Annotated in this window: 12 protein-coding genes; 6 read left to right on the top strand and 6 right to left on the bottom strand. The window is 53.6% G+C overall.

Annotated elements, in window-relative coordinates:
• Nucleotides 1-149: 149 nt before the first annotated feature.
• The 3 genes from H6F75_RS14710 (at nt 150) to H6F75_RS14700 (ending at nt 2507) form a co-directional block, all read left to right on the top strand.
• Nucleotides 150-638, top strand: coding sequence for a hypothetical protein (locus tag H6F75_RS14710; RefSeq protein ID WP_190753217.1), 489 nt, complete (start codon nt 150-152; stop codon nt 636-638).
• Nucleotides 639-1233: 595 nt separating this feature from the next.
• Nucleotides 1234-1719 (top strand): allophycocyanin, encoded by a 486-nt coding sequence (locus H6F75_RS14705; protein WP_190753216.1) that lies wholly within the window; start codon nt 1234-1236, stop codon nt 1717-1719.
• Between the two features lie 293 nt (nt 1720-2012).
• Nucleotides 2013-2507, top strand: coding sequence for a response regulator (locus tag H6F75_RS14700; protein ID WP_190753215.1), 495 nt, complete (start codon nt 2013-2015; stop codon nt 2505-2507).
• A gap of 609 nt (nt 2508-3116) precedes the next feature.
• Here the strand turns inward: H6F75_RS14700 and H6F75_RS14690 are convergent.
• The 3 genes from H6F75_RS14690 to H6F75_RS14680 all read right to left on the bottom strand — a co-directional run bounded on the left by H6F75_RS14690 (nt 3117) and on the right by H6F75_RS14680 (nt 8310).
• Entirely contained in the window at nt 3117-4253 is a 1137-nt protein-coding gene (locus tag H6F75_RS14690; RefSeq protein ID WP_190753213.1) for a diguanylate cyclase, read from the bottom strand.
• Entirely contained in the window at nt 4250-4927 is a 678-nt protein-coding gene (locus H6F75_RS14685; protein ID WP_190753212.1) for a PAS domain-containing protein, read from the bottom strand. The genes H6F75_RS14690 and H6F75_RS14685 overlap by 4 nt, the downstream gene beginning before the upstream one ends.
• A 422-nt stretch (nt 4928-5349) precedes the next feature.
• Nucleotides 5350-8310: a chemotaxis protein CheB gene (locus H6F75_RS14680; protein ID WP_190753211.1), complete on the bottom strand. Its 2961-nt coding sequence runs from the start codon at nt 8308-8310 to the stop codon at nt 5350-5352.
• 915 nt (nt 8311-9225) lie between these two features.
• Here H6F75_RS14680 and ftsH point away from each other — a divergent pair.
• The 3 genes from ftsH to H6F75_RS14665 all read left to right on the top strand — a co-directional run bounded on the left by ftsH (nt 9226) and on the right by H6F75_RS14665 (nt 12339).
• Nucleotides 9226-11085, top strand: coding sequence for an ATP-dependent zinc metalloprotease FtsH (gene ftsH, locus H6F75_RS14675; RefSeq protein WP_190753210.1), 1860 nt, complete (start codon nt 9226-9228; stop codon nt 11083-11085).
• An 87-nt stretch (nt 11086-11172) separates the two neighbouring features.
• The gene (locus H6F75_RS14670) at nt 11173-11472 is read left to right on the top strand and encodes a hypothetical protein (RefSeq protein ID WP_190753209.1); all 300 of its coding nucleotides are present in this window, start codon (nt 11173-11175) and stop codon (nt 11470-11472) included.
• Between the two features lie 465 nt (nt 11473-11937).
• Nucleotides 11938-12339: a fasciclin domain-containing protein gene (locus H6F75_RS14665; protein ID WP_190753208.1), complete on the top strand. Its 402-nt coding sequence runs from the start codon at nt 11938-11940 to the stop codon at nt 12337-12339.
• Nucleotides 12340-12843: 504 nt separating this feature from the next.
• On the opposite strand, the gene H6F75_RS14660 is transcribed toward H6F75_RS14665, so the two are convergent.
• From H6F75_RS14660 to H6F75_RS14650, 3 genes are all read right to left on the bottom strand, one after another.
• Nucleotides 12844-13089: a hypothetical protein gene (locus tag H6F75_RS14660; protein WP_206754681.1), complete on the bottom strand. Its 246-nt coding sequence runs from the start codon at nt 13087-13089 to the stop codon at nt 12844-12846.
• Nucleotides 13090-13343: 254 nt separating this feature from the next.
• Nucleotides 13344-15002: a beta-carotene ketolase CrtO gene (gene crtO / locus H6F75_RS14655; protein ID WP_190753206.1), complete on the bottom strand. Its 1659-nt coding sequence runs from the start codon at nt 15000-15002 to the stop codon at nt 13344-13346.
• A gap of 14 nt (nt 15003-15016) precedes the next feature.
• Nucleotides 15017-15490 (bottom strand): tryptophan-rich sensory protein, encoded by a 474-nt coding sequence (locus H6F75_RS14650; protein ID WP_190753205.1) that lies wholly within the window; start codon nt 15488-15490, stop codon nt 15017-15019.
• Nucleotides 15491-15760 lie beyond the last annotated feature (270 nt).

Genomic DNA, 15760 nt, shown 5'->3' with positions numbered 1-15760 from the left:
GAGAAAAGGGAATTAGCAGCAGATAAGTTCTGTCGTGAGTAGGCCTAATTCCCCAATGTTTCTCAGCAAAAATTTTAGCCATTAACCCTTCTTTAAAGAGGGATAGGCTTCGTTTAATCAACGCCCCCTTAAGAAAGGACTTCTACACCATGGTTAAAGGTAGAGACATGCTCGGTAAAGCTATCGTCTCCTACGACGCTGGGGAAACAACCAAAACCGTCCAACTGACCAACGAGCGCCTTCAGCACCTAGGCCACTACGCTAGCGAAATGACCCAACCCCTGCACGGTCTGGGCCGCACTGCTCCGACCGCCTTGACCAGTGCCATCCTTGACCCGGCGGCGCAAAAGGCTTATGTCACCGGCAAAGTTCCCCATCGTGAGGTGCTCACTCTGAGGGGCAGCTTGTTTGCGCTGGAGGGGCAGCCTATCACCCATGAAATCGCCGAGGCCGCCAATGCTATAGGCATTTTAGACAACCTCTACCGCGCCGTGGGGGGCAGTTGGACGGTGTCGGCCAGGTCGGATGAGGCGGTGGACAGTGTTATGGTCGAGCAGACCGAGGGGTGGAAAGTGCGGCACTCGGTACGCAACGAAGCGGACTCTATTTTGGCGGCACTGGGCAAATTGTTACTTTAGCGGTGATTGAGCGGGCCAAGCTTTGTTACCGAGAGCACTGACTGCTGCAAGCGGTGAGTTTATATCCATGGACAGTTCTGCAAGGGACTTAGCAGCGCCGGGGCCGGAGCAGGCGATCGCCTCCAAAGCGCCAGCGCCAGTACCGGTGAGCAGATTCAGGTCGGGTGCTCAACCTGCTACTCAACTGGGTTCAGACGGGGAACCTCTGACTCTCCCCAGAAGACTTGGGACACCTCAACCAAGAATTGCCGCACTATAAAGTCACCAAAAAAGGTCATTAAATCTTGGGCGGCTCTAACTCAAGCTTCACTGGCTACAGCGCAGACAATTTGTTCGAATTGCTACAGCTTTATGCCCGTTAACAACAAATTTATACCTCAAATAATCTAAGCTTACTGAAGTTTTTTGCTTATCCCCTAGCCTTAAACAACTCACACATGAAATAAAACCTCTGTCTAACACAATTGCAAGAGAGGTTTTGATAGGCCTCCCTGCACTTCCGAGCCAGGCTCATCCCTCAACTATTAGATACATCCGTACCTAGCTATCGCAAGATCAAGCTGTCCGTGGTTAAGCAGATTAAAAAGGTGATTAAGTGAGCATTGTTAAAACATTAATTATTAATGCCGATGCTGAATGCCGCTACCTCACGCCAGGGGAATCGGAGCAGATCAAGATTTTTGTCGCTAGCGGTGCTCGGCGAGTGCGGCTAGTGCAGGCATTGGCCGATGGCCGCGATCGCATCGTTAAACAGGCGGCTAACCAGCTCTTTCAAAACCGGCCCGACTTAGTTGCCCCTGGCGGCAACGCCTACGGCAAAGATATGACTGCTATCTGCCTGCGCGATATGGACTACTACCTGCGTCTGGTCACCTACGGGGTTGCCGCTGGAGACACCACTCCCCTAGAAGAGATTGGCGTGATTGGCGTGCGTCAAATGTACAACTCCCTCGGTACCCCCATGGAAGGAATAGCTGAAAGTATTCGCGCCATGAAAACCGTTGCGATCGCACTCTTATCCGCCGAAGATAGTGGTGAGGTGGGCGCTTATTTCGACTACCTAATTCGGGTCTTTGAGTAGGCCAACTCACCTGAACGAACAATTTTATGACTACCCCCCTTGCTCAATCGGTTTCTACTCTAGAGAAAGTTAGCGCGATCGCTCAAAGGCGATCTGTGGGGGTTAGACAATCGTGCCCCTGCTGCTCAAATACACCACTTCGCCATGCTCGATCGAACCAGGTGTATTGGCGCTGTAGCCATTGCCATCAAGCTATGCCTTTATTGGGAGATGCGGTAGCGTTTATGGTCTAGATCAATCAGCATTTTTCGGCGATTTTTGCACTTTGGTTATTTATTACAGAGGGCAATAGCATGTCTGATTCAAGCCAAGCTCTTTCAAATCCTGGTCTACTCAAGGATGTTCAGATCCTTGTCGTTGATAATGATGCTGACAGCCGATATCTTTACAAAGTTTTGTTTGAGATCTGCGGTGCACAGGTAACGCCTGTTGAATCGATCGCCGACGCCATAGCTCTTTTAGACGATTTGGTTCCCGATATTCTGATCTGTGAATCTAGTTTTTTTAACGAAGATACATCATCGCTGGTTCAAAGAATTAGAGCTGTAGCTTTAGACCGAGAGCGGACGATCCCCATTCTTGTGGTTTCTGCTTATTATCTGGCTAAATTTGTCCAAAAAATGTTTCCTGTGGTTGAAGACTGCTTGCTCAAACCTATCGATGTTGAGAAGTTGGTTGACGAAGTTTGGAATTTGGTTCGTCTAGCAAAATCAACCGAAAAAGCTGGCATACAAGATTGGGTTATCAAGCATAGAGATAGGGCAAAGCAGCTTACTGCTAGTGTGTAGCCGTAGAAAAATTTACTTATAAAGGGAGCAAAGCCAACTATATCTTCAGACCTTCGTGTCAAGAAAAAGAACCGAGAAAGCCTCCAAAGTCTTCTCCCAAAAGAGGGAGATCAGGGTGAAAAGAACTTCCTGCATTTTAAGCTGACCGAGTTTAATTAAACTGTTTGCTTAGATGTAAAAATTAGCTACGTTATCAAACAAAATATGCGTTTACTTAGACAGCCTGGTGAGAAGCTTATGGGTAATCATCTACGTTGAATATGATTTCTTAAAAGCCATGTCCTATATACTGTCTTTGCTAAAGTCCAAACTGCCCACTCAGCTGAGAAGTGAAGTCTCCTCGTCCATCCTTTGTTATTACATTAACGATACGACAGATATACAAATTATTCGGGTAGTAAGTGAGGCGGTATACCGCTTCGAACGCGTTGTCTTTCCAGAGGAGAGGGTTTTATTCGAGGCTTCTTCAGAATCTTACCTAGAAATTCATTCGCCTTCTCCCAATGGGGCTCGAATAACTCGATCTGAGTGCAGAACTTTTCAAGTAAGTGAGGGATAAAGCAATAGCTCTAGCTATCGCAAACGTCTGTGGGTTTAGGGTCGATGCAACTACTGGCTTTCCTGGCTTTGTTCGCCATTGTCAAAGCATTTGATGGTCAACCCCGGTTGGTAAAAACGGTAGGTGTTGCGGCCCTGGTTTTTGGCTTGGTAGAGAGCATGGTCGGCGTGGCGCAGCAGAATGGTGGGGTCGGTGCCATCTTGGGGAAAGAGGGCGATGCCGATGCTGGTGCCAATGTGCAGCTGGTGGTCATCAATCTCGAAGGCGAGTTCCAGGCTTTCTAAAATGCGATCGCAGGTGCGCCCTACCGAGTCTGCCGCAGTGAGCCGAGAGAGTACCAAAACAAACTCATCGCCACCCCAGCGCACCAGCAGGTCTTCGCTGCGCAGGCATTGGGCTAGGCGCTGGGCTACTCGGTGCAGCATTTGGTCGCCTACCTCGTGGCCCAGGCTGTCGTTGATGTTTTTGAATTTGTCGAGGTCTAAAAAGGCCACCGCTACCTGAGTATGTTGGCGATCGGCCTGGGCCAGCACCTTGGGCAGGTAAGTGTCGAGAAAGGCGCGGTTGGGTAGGCCGGTGAGCCGGTCGTAGAAGGCTTGGTGGTGAATTCTGGCCTCGGCCTGCTTTTTTTCAGTAATGTCTCGCACCAGCCAGCGCAGGTGTGCTTCGCGGCCCTCGCGGCTGATGGAGACAGTAATAGCGACATCAATATTCGGGCCATCCCGAGGCAAAAGCTTGGTTTCCCAAGCTTTGGTGGGCAACGCCTGGGCGGCGCGGCTGAGCTGGGCCAACATGGCATAGAAGGCGCGGCGGTGCTTAATCGGTAGAAACAGCACCATGGGTTTACCCACCAGCAACTCCTGGGGTAGGTGCAGCATGGCTGCGATCGCCACGTTGCCCGCCTGAATAATGCCCTTGGTATCGCTGACCAGGTAGCCATCGGGGGCGAGATTGAAGAGGTCTTGGTAGCGCTGGCGCTCGATTTCTAACTGCTGGCGGTAGTCGGCCAGGACCAAATTTTGCTCAGTCAGCTCTTCGTGGGCGGCCCGCAGTTCTTCAAGCACCAGGCTGAGGTCGGCTAGGGCCAGGGCCAGTACCTCGGGCTGAATAGGCGACGCGCTGGCGTGCTGGTGCAGCAGTAGTGCCCGCTGCTGCACGGCATCAATGCGCTTGAACATGATACTCATTGCGGCCCACCCCGACGGCAGTCGTTGAGATCTTGACGCAGCTGAGCGTTGGCCTGGGTGAGTTCTGCGGTGCGGGCGGCAACGAGATCTTCGAGATCGGCGTGGGCCGCCTGGAGCTGCTGCTCTACCCGACGCTGCTGAGAAATATCTCGCAGCGACCAAAGAATGGTGGTGCCGCCTAGGCGGCTGTCTTTGAGGAAGTTGGTGGCGATCGCTACCCTAACCGGATCCCCCTGGCGTGATTTGAGGGTGGCTTCCCAGGGCTCGGTAGGCTGGGCTAGCCGCTGCTGAAAGTCTGACCAATCGCCCTGATCGATCAGCACCACTAGGGGTTTGCCCACCAGCCCCGCCTGGGGTAGCGCAAATAAGGCTTCTGCTGCTCGGTTGGCGTGGTAAATTTTGCCTCTGGCATCGGTGACCAGGTAGCCATCGGGGGCCAGCTCAAATAGGGTGCGGTAGCGCTGGCGCTCAAGGTCAGCCTGATAGCGAGTGTTGTTGAGTATCTGGTTTTGCTCGTGCAGCTCCGCATCTACGGCCTGGAGCTCTTCAAGCACGAGGTAAAGATCTTTGAGGGCTAGCTCTAGCAGGGCGGGGTCGATCGGGTTGGTGGTGGCCTGCTCACGCAGCCGCAGGGCGCGTTGGTAGACTGCCTCGATTTGGTGAGAGATGCTCATGGGTCAGTCTCCCTGAGGATGGACGGTCATCCCAAAAAGTGTAGCTGTCAGCACCTTCCTCAGAGGTTTGATTTCAGCCTAAAAAGCGCTTGCTGTCGGAGATATCATACCAAAATGTTTTGCTGAGTATAATCTCCGGTGGACTGAGTTTGCCTTCTTCAGCAAGGATAAGGTCAGGCGTTCATGACGGTCTTTCTACAATCGCCAGCCTAGCTCGGGAGCTGTAGATTTCTCTTAGGAAAAACTCTATTTCTGGGCTTGGATTAGGTCTAATTTTCTCTGAAGAAATACTGCTCTCAGGGCGCAGCCCACCCTCGCAGACTTTACTGCCGACTAGATATGGCAGGTTGGATTTTGCTGTCATTCGAGCTCTATTAGCGATTTACCCATACATTTCATACCTTTAATCAAACCATTTTCATCTAGTCCTCATTGGCAGCGCGCTCAAGCACGGTTTCAATCGCTAGCAAAACTAAATCGTCACCATTGACTTGAGTCATCTTGCGGGCGTTGAGCCACATGGTTTGGGGGCCAATGGTCTCAAAATTATGCACCACTTCAAAGTCGTCGATCTGCATGTTTTGGGGCAGCAGGTCGTGAAGCAGCGATCGCAGCTGCGGGATATCCCACTGGCCGTTGCCCAGCTCAAAAATCAATTGGCCCTCAGTATCGCCGGGGCTAACCTGAAAAGTTTGATAAAACTGCCGATTCGCCGTCACCACCCGCAGGTCGTGGGTGAGCACCACCAGGGCCTCGCGCACGGTTTGCACAATGGCGTCGGCGTAGTCGCGGGCCTGTCGCAGCTGCTCGGCACTGCGCTTGAGGTTATCAATATCCACCAGCACCAGCACCGCCCCATCGATGCGGTTGTCGAGGGTGCGATAGGGGCGAATGCGCAGGTCGTACCAGCAGCCCTCCTGATCCTGTACCTCCTGGCTGCTCTGCTCTAGGGTATTGATCACCGCTAGGATGCGGGCCTCGAGGTCGGTGATTGCCAGGCGGTGGTTGATGTCGCCCAGGGGGCGGCCCACGTCGCCGGGAATCAGGTTAAATAGGGCTGCTGCGGTGGGGGTAAAGCGGCGAATTCTGAGGTCGTCCTCCAACATCAGAATGGGAATGTGGATGCTGCTGAGCAGGTTTTGAAAATCGTTGCTGATGCGGGTGGTCTCGGAGTTGCGGCGGTAGAGCTCGTCGTTGATTGTGCTGAGTTCTTCGTTGGTGGCCTGAATTTCTTCTTTGGCGGTTTGCAGCTCTTCGTTGGTGCTCTGGAGCTCTTCGTTACTGGAGAGAATCTCTTCGTTGGCGGCCCGCAGATCCTGGTTGGTGGCTTCCTGCTCTTGGATAATCGATTGCAGGTGCGATCGCGTGGTGTTGAGATCCTGCTGGAGGGCAAGGTTTTCCTGCCGGTACTGATTTTCCATGTCGGTGACGGGGACGGCGGCTTTTGGGGCGGTGCCGTCTGACCCCAAATCGGCGAAGAACACCAGATAGTAGGCTTTGTCAGCGGGTTGAGGACTGAGGGGCACGACCTCAATTTGAATAGGGCGGGGGCGATCACCCGCTTCGATCAGCAGCGATCGCCGCTGCACCTCCTGGCTGGTTTGCTGGGCCTGGTAGAGGGCCGTGCGCAGGTCGAGCCGCAGCCCCTCCTTGGCCATGGCAAGCAAATTGAGGCTGGCGCGACCGGGGGCAGGCTCCAAATAAGCCCCCGTTTGCCCTCGAAACTGCAAGATCTCCAGCCGGTCATTTACCAATACCCCCACTGGGCCGTAGCGGTTGAGCACCATTTGGTCGGCCAGGGCATAGAGGTCAGTTTCTGAGGTGTGCTCTCGCGGGGGCTCGGGTCGGGGGGGCTGGGGGCTGGGAGTGTAGGTGGTGGGGTCAAAGTCAAAGTTCAAGGGCAGCGACGTCGACTGCTTGGCGTAGAGCTTGTAGCGGCTGTCAACCAGCGAAAACAGGTGGCTAAACTCCCCCGTCGTCTCCGACGACCCCAGCAGCAAAAAACCCTCGGGCTTGAGGCCGTAGTGAAACATGGGCAGCACCTTGCTCTGCAAAGACACCCTGAAGTAAATCAACACATTGCGGCAGCTAATTAAATCCAGGCGTGAAAGGGGTGGGTCAGTGATCAGATTTTGGCAGGCAAAGATGCACAGCTCCCGCACCACTTTGTTGATCTGGTAGCCGCCGTCGGCGGGCACAAAAAACCGCTGCAACCGCTCTGGCGATACGTCGCTCACCTGCACGGGCGAGTACCAACCCAAGCGGGCCACTTCAATGGCCAGCTCGCTGACATCGGTGGCAAAAACTTGAATTGGCGGGCTAATGTTGTGGCGGCTCAGATACTCCAGTAGGCAAATGGCGATGGAATAGGCCTCTTCGCCAGTCGAGCAGCCTGCCACCCAGATACGCAGGGGCAGTTCGGGGTTGCGCTCCCTAAGCAGCGCTGGAAACACGGTCTGCTCTAAGGCCGTAAACACTTCCCCGTCGCGAAAGAAGCTGGTCACGCCAATCAAAATTTCCTGGTGCAGGGCCTGCACCTCCTCGGAGTTGGCCTGGAGGTACTGACTGTAGCTCTCTAGGCTCTCCAGGTGGTGCAGGGCCATGCGACGAGAGATGCGCCGCTTGACGGTGTTGGGCTTGTACTGGGCAAAGTCAATTTTGGTGACCCGCTTCAGCAGGGTGAGAATGGTGTCTAGCCCAGTGGCGTTTGGGTCCTTGTCCTGGGCCACGAGTTCTGCTGGGCTGAGGCTGGTGATGTAGGGGTGAGCGCTGAGGCCGGCCAGGGTTTGGGCAATTTCTTCTGGCGTTTGAATGAAGTCGATCTGCCCAGTCGCGATCGCCATGTGGGGCATGCTGCTAAATTGTGCCGATGCCTCTGACTGCGAAAAGGTGATGCCCCCCGCCGCTTTGATCGCCTCTAGACCCAGGGTGCCGTCGGCATCGGCCCCCGAGAGCACCACGCCAATGGCTTTGTTCCCCCGCTCCTCGGCCAGGGCGTTAAAGAAACTGTCGATCAGGCGGTTGCCGGTGCGCGATCGCGGTCGGGGTTGCAGCCGCAGCTCGCCCCCCACAATCGTCATCGCCGTGTTGTGGGGGATGACGTAGACGTGGTTAGGGGCGATTGCCACCCCATCGACCACCTCCAGCACCGGCATCGCGGTGGTGCGGCCCATGATCTCGCTCAGCAGGCTAGGCTGACTAGGGTCTAAATGCTGCAACAGCACAAAGGCCATACCCGTAGTAGTGGGCAAATGGCGCAGCAGTTGGGTAAAAGCCTCTAGCCCTCCCGCTGACGCCCCAATGGCCACCACCGGAAACATCTCTTCTGGTAAGGCAGAGGCTGGTGAATCGTCGTCGGTGGGGAAGGGTTGCGGGAGAGCCATACCTGGGGTAAGCCACGGTCTAATAACTGCGCTGAGCGGGTCTAGGTCAGTATGACGGCTCAACCCCCTCTATATAGCGCGATTTTGCTGACCTGGGGCATGGATCTGCGCGCCTGGCTAAGGCCTACGTGGGCAATCGCAGGTGCACCTACGATCCCGCTCAGCCAGAGCCCTGGAGTGGAGGTTTGAGCCCTGGCATTTCTCAATGATTGATTGGCGATCGGTTAAAGCCAGTCAATACCAACTAGACTGAAGCTATCCGGCGACAACGCTACCCGTTGCGAGGCAACCAGCGTAGGTGCCGAACTAGGTTTTAACACCCCGTTAAATTCCATGCGCTTTTAAGTGAATTGCAAAATTCTGTAGGGTTAGCCTTTGCCCTGTGCGGGCAAGAACCTGTGGAGATTGCAAATATCAACCTGGATAGTGATGTTTAAGTCTTTAGATTAGGTAATGGTTGTGGGTAAGGAAAAGAAAGGCAATAGAGAAACCGAAGGCGGATTCTAGCGGGGTTAAGAAGTCCAAAAAAGATTCTAAACGCTGTGACTCTTCTGCATAAGTTTTTGTGGTCGGCGTTATTTCACTCTTTTGACAGATGAACTTGTCGCCCTCGCCTAGCTCAGCCTTAAAACTAGTTGGGACGCGTACTTGGTTATCTAGTCTGCTATTTGGTGCAGGATTTTACAACCCTATTTTCTAGCGGTGGGCAGTGCCCACCCTACCTCTAAGGCAACAAAGAAAGATTACACAGCTGGGCAACACTAAAGCTTTCCATGCTTCCATCACTCTAACCTTTGAGGTGATGGTTTTTTGGGTGCCTAAACTTTAGTGTCCCTCTTCATCAATTCAAACTCGAAATCAAACCTCAGACCGTCATTCTAAAAGAGCCCTCCGTCCTATTGCCAGGTTGCCAAAATGCCCATCAAAGACAAGCCGACGCCGCCAAAGTTTCGCCTCTTCAACAATATTTTTCTGATTTTGGGCGTCGTGTTTCTGGCGGCCAGCTTCATCTTGCCCAGCATCCTCGGGCCGAAGATTCCGGGTGTGCCTTATAGCCTGTTTATTCACCAGGTGCAGGAGGGCGAGGTGGCGCGGGTGCAGGTGAGCGAAAACCAGATTCAGTATCAGCTCAAGCCCGTGGCTGACGAGGAGGCCGGGCAGGTCTTCTCTACCACTCCCATCTTTGATTTGAGCCTGCCCAAAACCCTTGAAGCCAACGGTGTCGAGTTTGCCGCCACGGCTCCGCCCAAAAATCGCTGGGTGGGCAGCCTGCTGAGCTGGGTGATTCCGCCGCTGATCTTTGTGGGCATCTGGCAGTTTTTCCTCCGTCGCAGTGGTGGCGGCGGTGGCCCCCAGGGCATGCTCTCCATCGGTAAGAGCAAGGCCAAGGTCTATGTGGAGGGCGAAGCCGCCAAAATCACCTTTGCTGATGTAGCCGGGGTAGACGAAGCCAAGACCGAGCTGGTGGAAATCGTCGATTTTCTCAAAACACCGGAGCGCTACACCCAAATTGGGGCGCACATTCCCAAGGGTGTTCTTTTGGTCGGACCACCGGGCACCGGCAAAACTCTGCTGGCGAAGGCCGTCGCCGGGGAGGCCGGGGTGCCTTTCTTCAGCATTTCAGGCTCTGAGTTTGTGGAGATGTTTGTGGGGGTAGGGTCGTCGCGGGTGCGTGACCTGTTTGAGCAGGCTAAAAAACAAGCCCCTTGCATTGTGTTTATTGATGAATTGGATGCGATCGGCAAGTCGCGCAGCAGCAGCGGCATGTACGGCGGCAACGATGAGCGCGAGCAGACCCTCAACCAGCTGCTCTCAGAGATGGATGGTTTTGCCCCTGAAGATGCCACGGTGATTGTGCTGGCAGCCACTAACCGGCCCGAAATTCTCGACCCAGCTCTCTTGCGCCCCGGTCGGTTTGACCGTCAGGTGCTAGTCGATCGCCCCGCCCTCTCCGGTCGTGAGGCCATTCTCGGCATCCACGCCCAGACGGTGAAACTGGGGGAGGATGTGGATTTGAAGGCGATCGCCACCCGCACCCCCGGCTTTGCCGGAGCCGACTTGGCCAACCTGGTCAACGAAGCCGCCCTGCTGGCCGCCCGTAATTATCGTCCGGCTGTAGCCCAAGCCGACTTTGCCGAGGCGATCGAGCGAGTAGTCGCTGGGCTAGAGAAAAAAAGCCGTGTGCTCAACGACAAAGAGAAGAAAATCGTGGCCTACCACGAAGTCGGCCACGCCCTGGTGGGTTCTCTCATGGCGGGCAGCGGCAAAGTCGAGAAAATCTCTATCGTGTCGCGGGGCATGGCGGCCCTGGGCTATACCCTGCAACTGCCCACCGAAGACCGCTTTTTGATGGATGAAGCTGAATTGCGGGGACAGATTGCTACTCTGCTGGGGGGGCGATCGGCGGAAGAAATTGTCTTCAACAGCATCACCACCGGAGCTTCCAACGATTTGCAGCGGGCAACGGATCTAGCTGAGCAGATGGTAACCGCCTTTGGCATGAGCAAGGTGCTGGGGCCACTGGCTTATCAGCAGGGGTCACGCCCGATGTTTCTTGACCAGGGAGCCAGCGGTCGCCGCACCATGAGTGAAGAAACTGCCCAGGCGATCGATCGCGAGGTCAAAGACATTGTCGAAACCGCTCACCAGCAAGCCTTAGAAGCCATTCGCCACAACCGCGACCTGATGGAGACTATCACCATGCAGCTGCTGGAAACCGAGGCGATCGAAGGCCAGACATTGCACCATCTACTCGATCAAGCCAGCCCAGCTTGATAGGCATTCATTAGCTTGCACCGGGGGTTAGGGTTTCTCCCCTAACTCTCTACTCCAGTTTCCAAACACCATTTTTAAGAGGTGAATATGTCATCTTCTCTAACCAAAGGCACCCTCGTCACTATCATTGGCGAAGCCGTGTTGCAAAATCGGCTGATTAGTTTGCTTACGGAGCTTAAGGTCTCGGGCTACACCCTGGTGCCTGCCCAGGGCGCTGGCAGCCATGGCAGACGCATGGGCGATATCGCTGGCTATAACACCAACATTGAGCTTAAAACCCTTGTTACTGCTGACATCTCCGATCAGCTGATCGAAGCCCTGAAACCTTTTCAAGATACCCACGCTCTCATTGTCTTTCGCCAAACTGTAGAAGGATTGTTTGACTAAGGGGTAGTCGCTGTTCAGCTTTCTCCTAGAAGGGCGTTTAAAGAGCAGTTTGTTGTAGCTTTGGCCACCTAATAATCTCCCTTGCTCCTTTCAAAAAGAGTAGGTATTCCCTTTCTTAAAGAGAATTTAAGCGGAGCTTCACTTTTGCTATAAGGAGCAGGAATACTTAAACGTCCCTTAAGGCCGCTATGGTTTGGGTCAGGCTATACGAACAATTCAAATCCACGCCTTTTTACAGCACGCTTATACTTGCCCTACCCACTAGCAGACCCTAGACCAGGTATAGCGATCGCGCTTTATCAATTTGTTTTAAATCACGGTTAAGGAAAAAAATCTGCCTAAGTTTAGGTCTAAAACATTGAATCCACGGCACGTTAGATCTAGATCTGTTATAGTTCGAAGTGTTAGCCGCTCATCCGTGACAGATGACCTTAGTTAACTAGTAACAAATCTAGGAACAACCCCATGGCTGACATTGTAGATACCGCCGTAAACGCCGGTTCATTCACTACTCTAGTGGCTGCTGTTAAAGCCGCTGGCTTAGTCGATACCCTCAAAGGTGCAGGCCCATTCACCGTTTTTGCACCCACTGACGAAGCCTTTTCTAAACTGCCAGAAGGCACTGTCGACGGGCTACTCAAAGACGTGGCCAAGCTGAAAGAAATTCTCACCTACCACGTCGTCTCCGGTAAGGTGATGGCTGCGGATGTCTCTAAGCTCAAGACCGCTACTACCGTCCAGGGCACCGATGTTAAAATCGATGCTTCTAGCGGCGTAAAAATCAATGACTCGACGGTAACCACCGCCGACGTGCCCACCGATAATGGTGTCATCCACATTATCGATACTGTGCTTATCCCCGCATAGATTAGTTAGAGGAAGGATGCGATCGTGCCCTTCCTCTGTATGACGGATCAAAAAACTCCCACGATATTACCGGGAGTTTTTTTCTGTTTATTCCGCTGTTTAAATAACTGCTGAGATATAGTAGCTACCCTCTGAAGTTAGTTGCCGAATTGAGCGCCTCAGATAGCCTTCAACGGGCTCATGGCCACAAAGTTTTTAGTGATGGGCAATCTTCGCAGCGCAATGTTCTGCGTGTTAGCTGAGCGATCGTCTGCGGAGACGGTATGGCAAAAAAACAGAATAGCGAAAAATGACGGGGCGCGCCCCAACCCAAAGGGGCGGGGCGGCATCTAGCAACCTATGCAGAGCGCTTGGCTCTACAACAATGCGGCAGCTACGGTTGCTATGCTCCTAGCGATGATGGGCCTGGCGGCAACTGGCGGCAACCGCATTGGGTGCGGCTCTGTCGCTGGCTCACTGGCTACCAAACGGCTAGGGTTCTGTAAAGGTGAATATCTAGACCGTCTAACGTTTGGCAATCTTGCCCAGTTCGATCATCATTAGCGCGCCACCGCTGGCAAAAGCGCCAGCGAGCATGCCCTGTGCCACTTGCATTTTGGGGGATTCGCTGAGGCAGTGCCCAGGCATTATCTGTGATTGGGCGCAGGCCTGATTTTTAGCCCGCGCTGCGCCGCCGCCCAAGAGGATACCGGTTGAGATTACTAGGGTAGCGCCCCACAGCATGACATTTTTTTCGCGTTGAATAAACATTTCGGTAGTTGACAAACGGTTGCTTTAGCATGCCCAACTACATCAACTTTCATAACGCGTGCTGCCATCAACTCCCCAAATTTTATATGAATGTTGGGCATGGTTGTGGTTAGGCAGCTGGTAACGCCGTCCATAGGGACCATCGGGTACAGCCGCGATTCTTGTAAAAAAGCCTGCTGAGTCAAAACCTCAGCAGGCTTTTTTACCTCGGGTAGAGCCTCAGGGAAGGGATGCCATTGTTAGGCGATCTAGCATCACGCTCCAGAAAGCCATTGACCGAAAATACCTAAGGGGTTTTGCTGCTGTAAAAACTGGCGGGCGCAGTTGCGGCCCGGCATGCCCGAGATGGAACCTCCGGGATGGGTGCCTGCCCCAGTCAAGAAGAGCTGCTCAATAGGGGTCTGGTAGTTGGCAATCTCTGGCAGGGGGCGAAAAGGCATCATCAAATCTAGCGTCATATCGAAATGGTAATAGTTGCCTTTTTCGACACCAAGGCGATCGCTAATTTCGGCGGGGCTTTCGACCCGGCGAGCAATAATGGACGACTTGAGGTTGGGGGCGTAGGTGGCCAGCTTATTTAGTACGCGATCGGCCACCTGCTGTTTGCGGTCTTCGGTCCAGCCGGTGCCCATCAGGCCAGTGCCTTCTGCCCCTTGAATGGCGTAGGGCGCAAAAAACTCAATCCAAAGGGTGTGCTGTCCGGGCGGAGCCAGGGAGGGGTCAAGCAGGGAGGGAATCACCGCATACATCGAGGGATTTTCGTCGGGGATGCGGCCAATGTGGGGATCGCTGTGGGCTAGCTCCACGTGATCAATCGAGTCGGCAATCAAAACGGCCCCAGTCCAGTAGTCATCGCGGTGCTGGTGATACTCAAAGCGGGGCAGCTCAGACAGGGCACAGTCGATTTTCATAATGGCGTCGTTGTGGCTGGTGACCCGCCGCTGAAGGCGATCGCGCAATATTTCATCAGCCTTATCGACATCGGCAGCATCAACTAGCTGGAGAAACACCCGCTTGGCATCTAGGCTAGAAATCACCCCCTTTTGGGCGCGATACTCCTCGCCGTTTGCCACCCGCACCCCCACCGCTTTGCCCTGGTCGATCAGGATTTTGGTGACGGGTTTTTCAGTCCAAATTTGGCCGCCTAGGCTGGTGACTAAACGCACCAGAGCAGCGGTTAATGCGCCGGTGCCGCCTTTAGGGCGAGCCACACCGGGATGGTGGCGCATGGCCATCATCATGCCTCCGATGGCGCTGGTCTTTTGGGAAGGAGGCACACTTAGCTCCGAGGCCATACGGGCTAGAGGAGCCCTGAGAAATTCGGCGTCAAAGTGCTCCTGAATGACATCTTCGGCACTGGTAAACAGAGTGCGAAATAAATCCAGGGTTTTGCGGTCGGAGCCAAGCAGTGAAACTAAGTCTTTGACATTGGTCAGACTGTAGTTGGCAAGAATATCGATCAGGGATTTAGGCGGCGCATTGAAGATAGGTCCAACTGCCGAAATTAGGCGCTGCCAAAAGTCGATATATTCCCGATATCGCTGGGCATCTTTGGGGCTAAAATAGGCAATTTCTTGACAGGTTTTGTCTACCGATTTGTGGGCAAAGAAGTATTTGCCATCGGGATGGGGACAAAATACTAACGGATCGCAAAAGAGGTATTCCAGACCATACTTATGCAGCTCTAATTCCTGCACAACAGGCCCGAGATGGATGAAAGCATGGTCGATCGCACAGAGGTTGAAGTGAAACCCTGGTGCCTGATCTGGCATGATCTCTTCAGTGGTGGCGGCGCCACCGGGGATTGAGTTTTTTTCTAGCAGTAGAACCGAGTAGCCCGCTTTTAGCAGATAGGCTGCACAGATCAAGGCATTGTGGCCAGCCCCGATCAAAATTATGTCGTAGGTCTGCATAGGGTACTACTCGACTAGCCAGCGCTGGGGTTAAGGTCTATCATCTGGCCAGTGGTGTAGGTGCCAACTGGGCTCCAGAGCACGTAGGGCAGAAGGAGCAGGGCAGCAAACTCAGAGATCGGAAAAACTATGAGTGTGAGCACAACGCCTAGAACCACCCCCAGTCCACCTAGCACAGTGCCGACTTTCAGGCTTCTAAACCACAGTGTGGCAGGAATATAGGCGACGGTAATGACTTCTACCAATAGATAAAAACCCATCAACAGCCAGGTTTTAGAACTACCCGGATCGTCTTGCCAAACGTAGGTGGCCGAGAATGCTCCGCAGGCAAAAATTACCGTCCAAATCAGCGGAATAGCGGGTTCAAAGAAGAGCCACCTGGGGCGATCGAGGCGCTTTCCCCAGGAGATATCTCGAGGTCTAATAAAACTGCTACCCAGGGCAACCAGGAAGGTTATTCCCCCAATTATCATCCAGCTATCGTGCATTTTAGGGTCGGGATTTAAACGGCATAAGACTTTTTTGAGGCCAGTAGTCTGCCGAACTAAACGTGACAGGTTATTAGAGGGTTTAAGGTCTAGGGTTCATGACCTGCCTTGAACCCTAGACCTTAAACCCTATCCCGTCACCCCGTTACCATCGGCTTGATCAAGCACTAATAAAAGCCCCATCTATTAACGAATTGTTCCAGCTTTTTTGGGCGTCGCCGTCAGTCTTTGGTAGGAATTCGCAATTCCCCGTTGGGCGAAGTGATCTGG

The organism is Nodosilinea sp. FACHB-131, assembly GCF_014695395.1.
Lineage (GTDB): Bacteria > Cyanobacteriota > Cyanobacteriia > Phormidesmidales > Phormidesmidaceae > Nodosilinea.
Note: the sequence above shows the minus strand (reverse complement) of the source record. Positions and strands in the feature narration are given on the sequence as shown.

Excerpts from the sequence above, each read along its gene's own strand:
- ftsH (WP_190753210.1), top strand. The coding sequence starts at position 9,226 with ATGCCCATCAAAGACAAGCCGACGCCGCCAAAGTTTCGCCTCTTCAAC.
- H6F75_RS14710 (WP_190753217.1), top strand. The coding sequence starts at position 150 with ATGGTTAAAGGTAGAGACATGCTCGGTAAAGCTATCGTCTCCTACGAC.
- H6F75_RS14680 (WP_190753211.1), bottom strand. The coding sequence starts at position 8,310 with ATGGCTCTCCCGCAACCCTTCCCCACCGACGACGATTCACCAGCCTCT.
- H6F75_RS14685 (WP_190753212.1), bottom strand. The coding sequence starts at position 4,927 with ATGAGCATCTCTCACCAAATCGAGGCAGTCTACCAACGCGCCCTGCGG.
- H6F75_RS14665 (WP_190753208.1), top strand. The coding sequence starts at position 11,938 with ATGGCTGACATTGTAGATACCGCCGTAAACGCCGGTTCATTCACTACT.
- H6F75_RS14690 (WP_190753213.1), bottom strand. The coding sequence starts at position 4,253 with ATGAGTATCATGTTCAAGCGCATTGATGCCGTGCAGCAGCGGGCACTA.
- H6F75_RS14660 (WP_206754681.1), bottom strand. The coding sequence starts at position 13,089 with ATGTTTATTCAACGCGAAAAAAATGTCATGCTGTGGGGCGCTACCCTA.
- H6F75_RS14670 (WP_190753209.1), top strand. The coding sequence starts at position 11,173 with ATGTCATCTTCTCTAACCAAAGGCACCCTCGTCACTATCATTGGCGAA.
- crtO (WP_190753206.1), bottom strand. The coding sequence starts at position 15,002 with ATGCAGACCTACGACATAATTTTGATCGGGGCTGGCCACAATGCCTTG.
- H6F75_RS14700 (WP_190753215.1), top strand. The coding sequence starts at position 2,013 with ATGTCTGATTCAAGCCAAGCTCTTTCAAATCCTGGTCTACTCAAGGAT.
- H6F75_RS14650 (WP_190753205.1), bottom strand. The coding sequence starts at position 15,490 with ATGCACGATAGCTGGATGATAATTGGGGGAATAACCTTCCTGGTTGCC.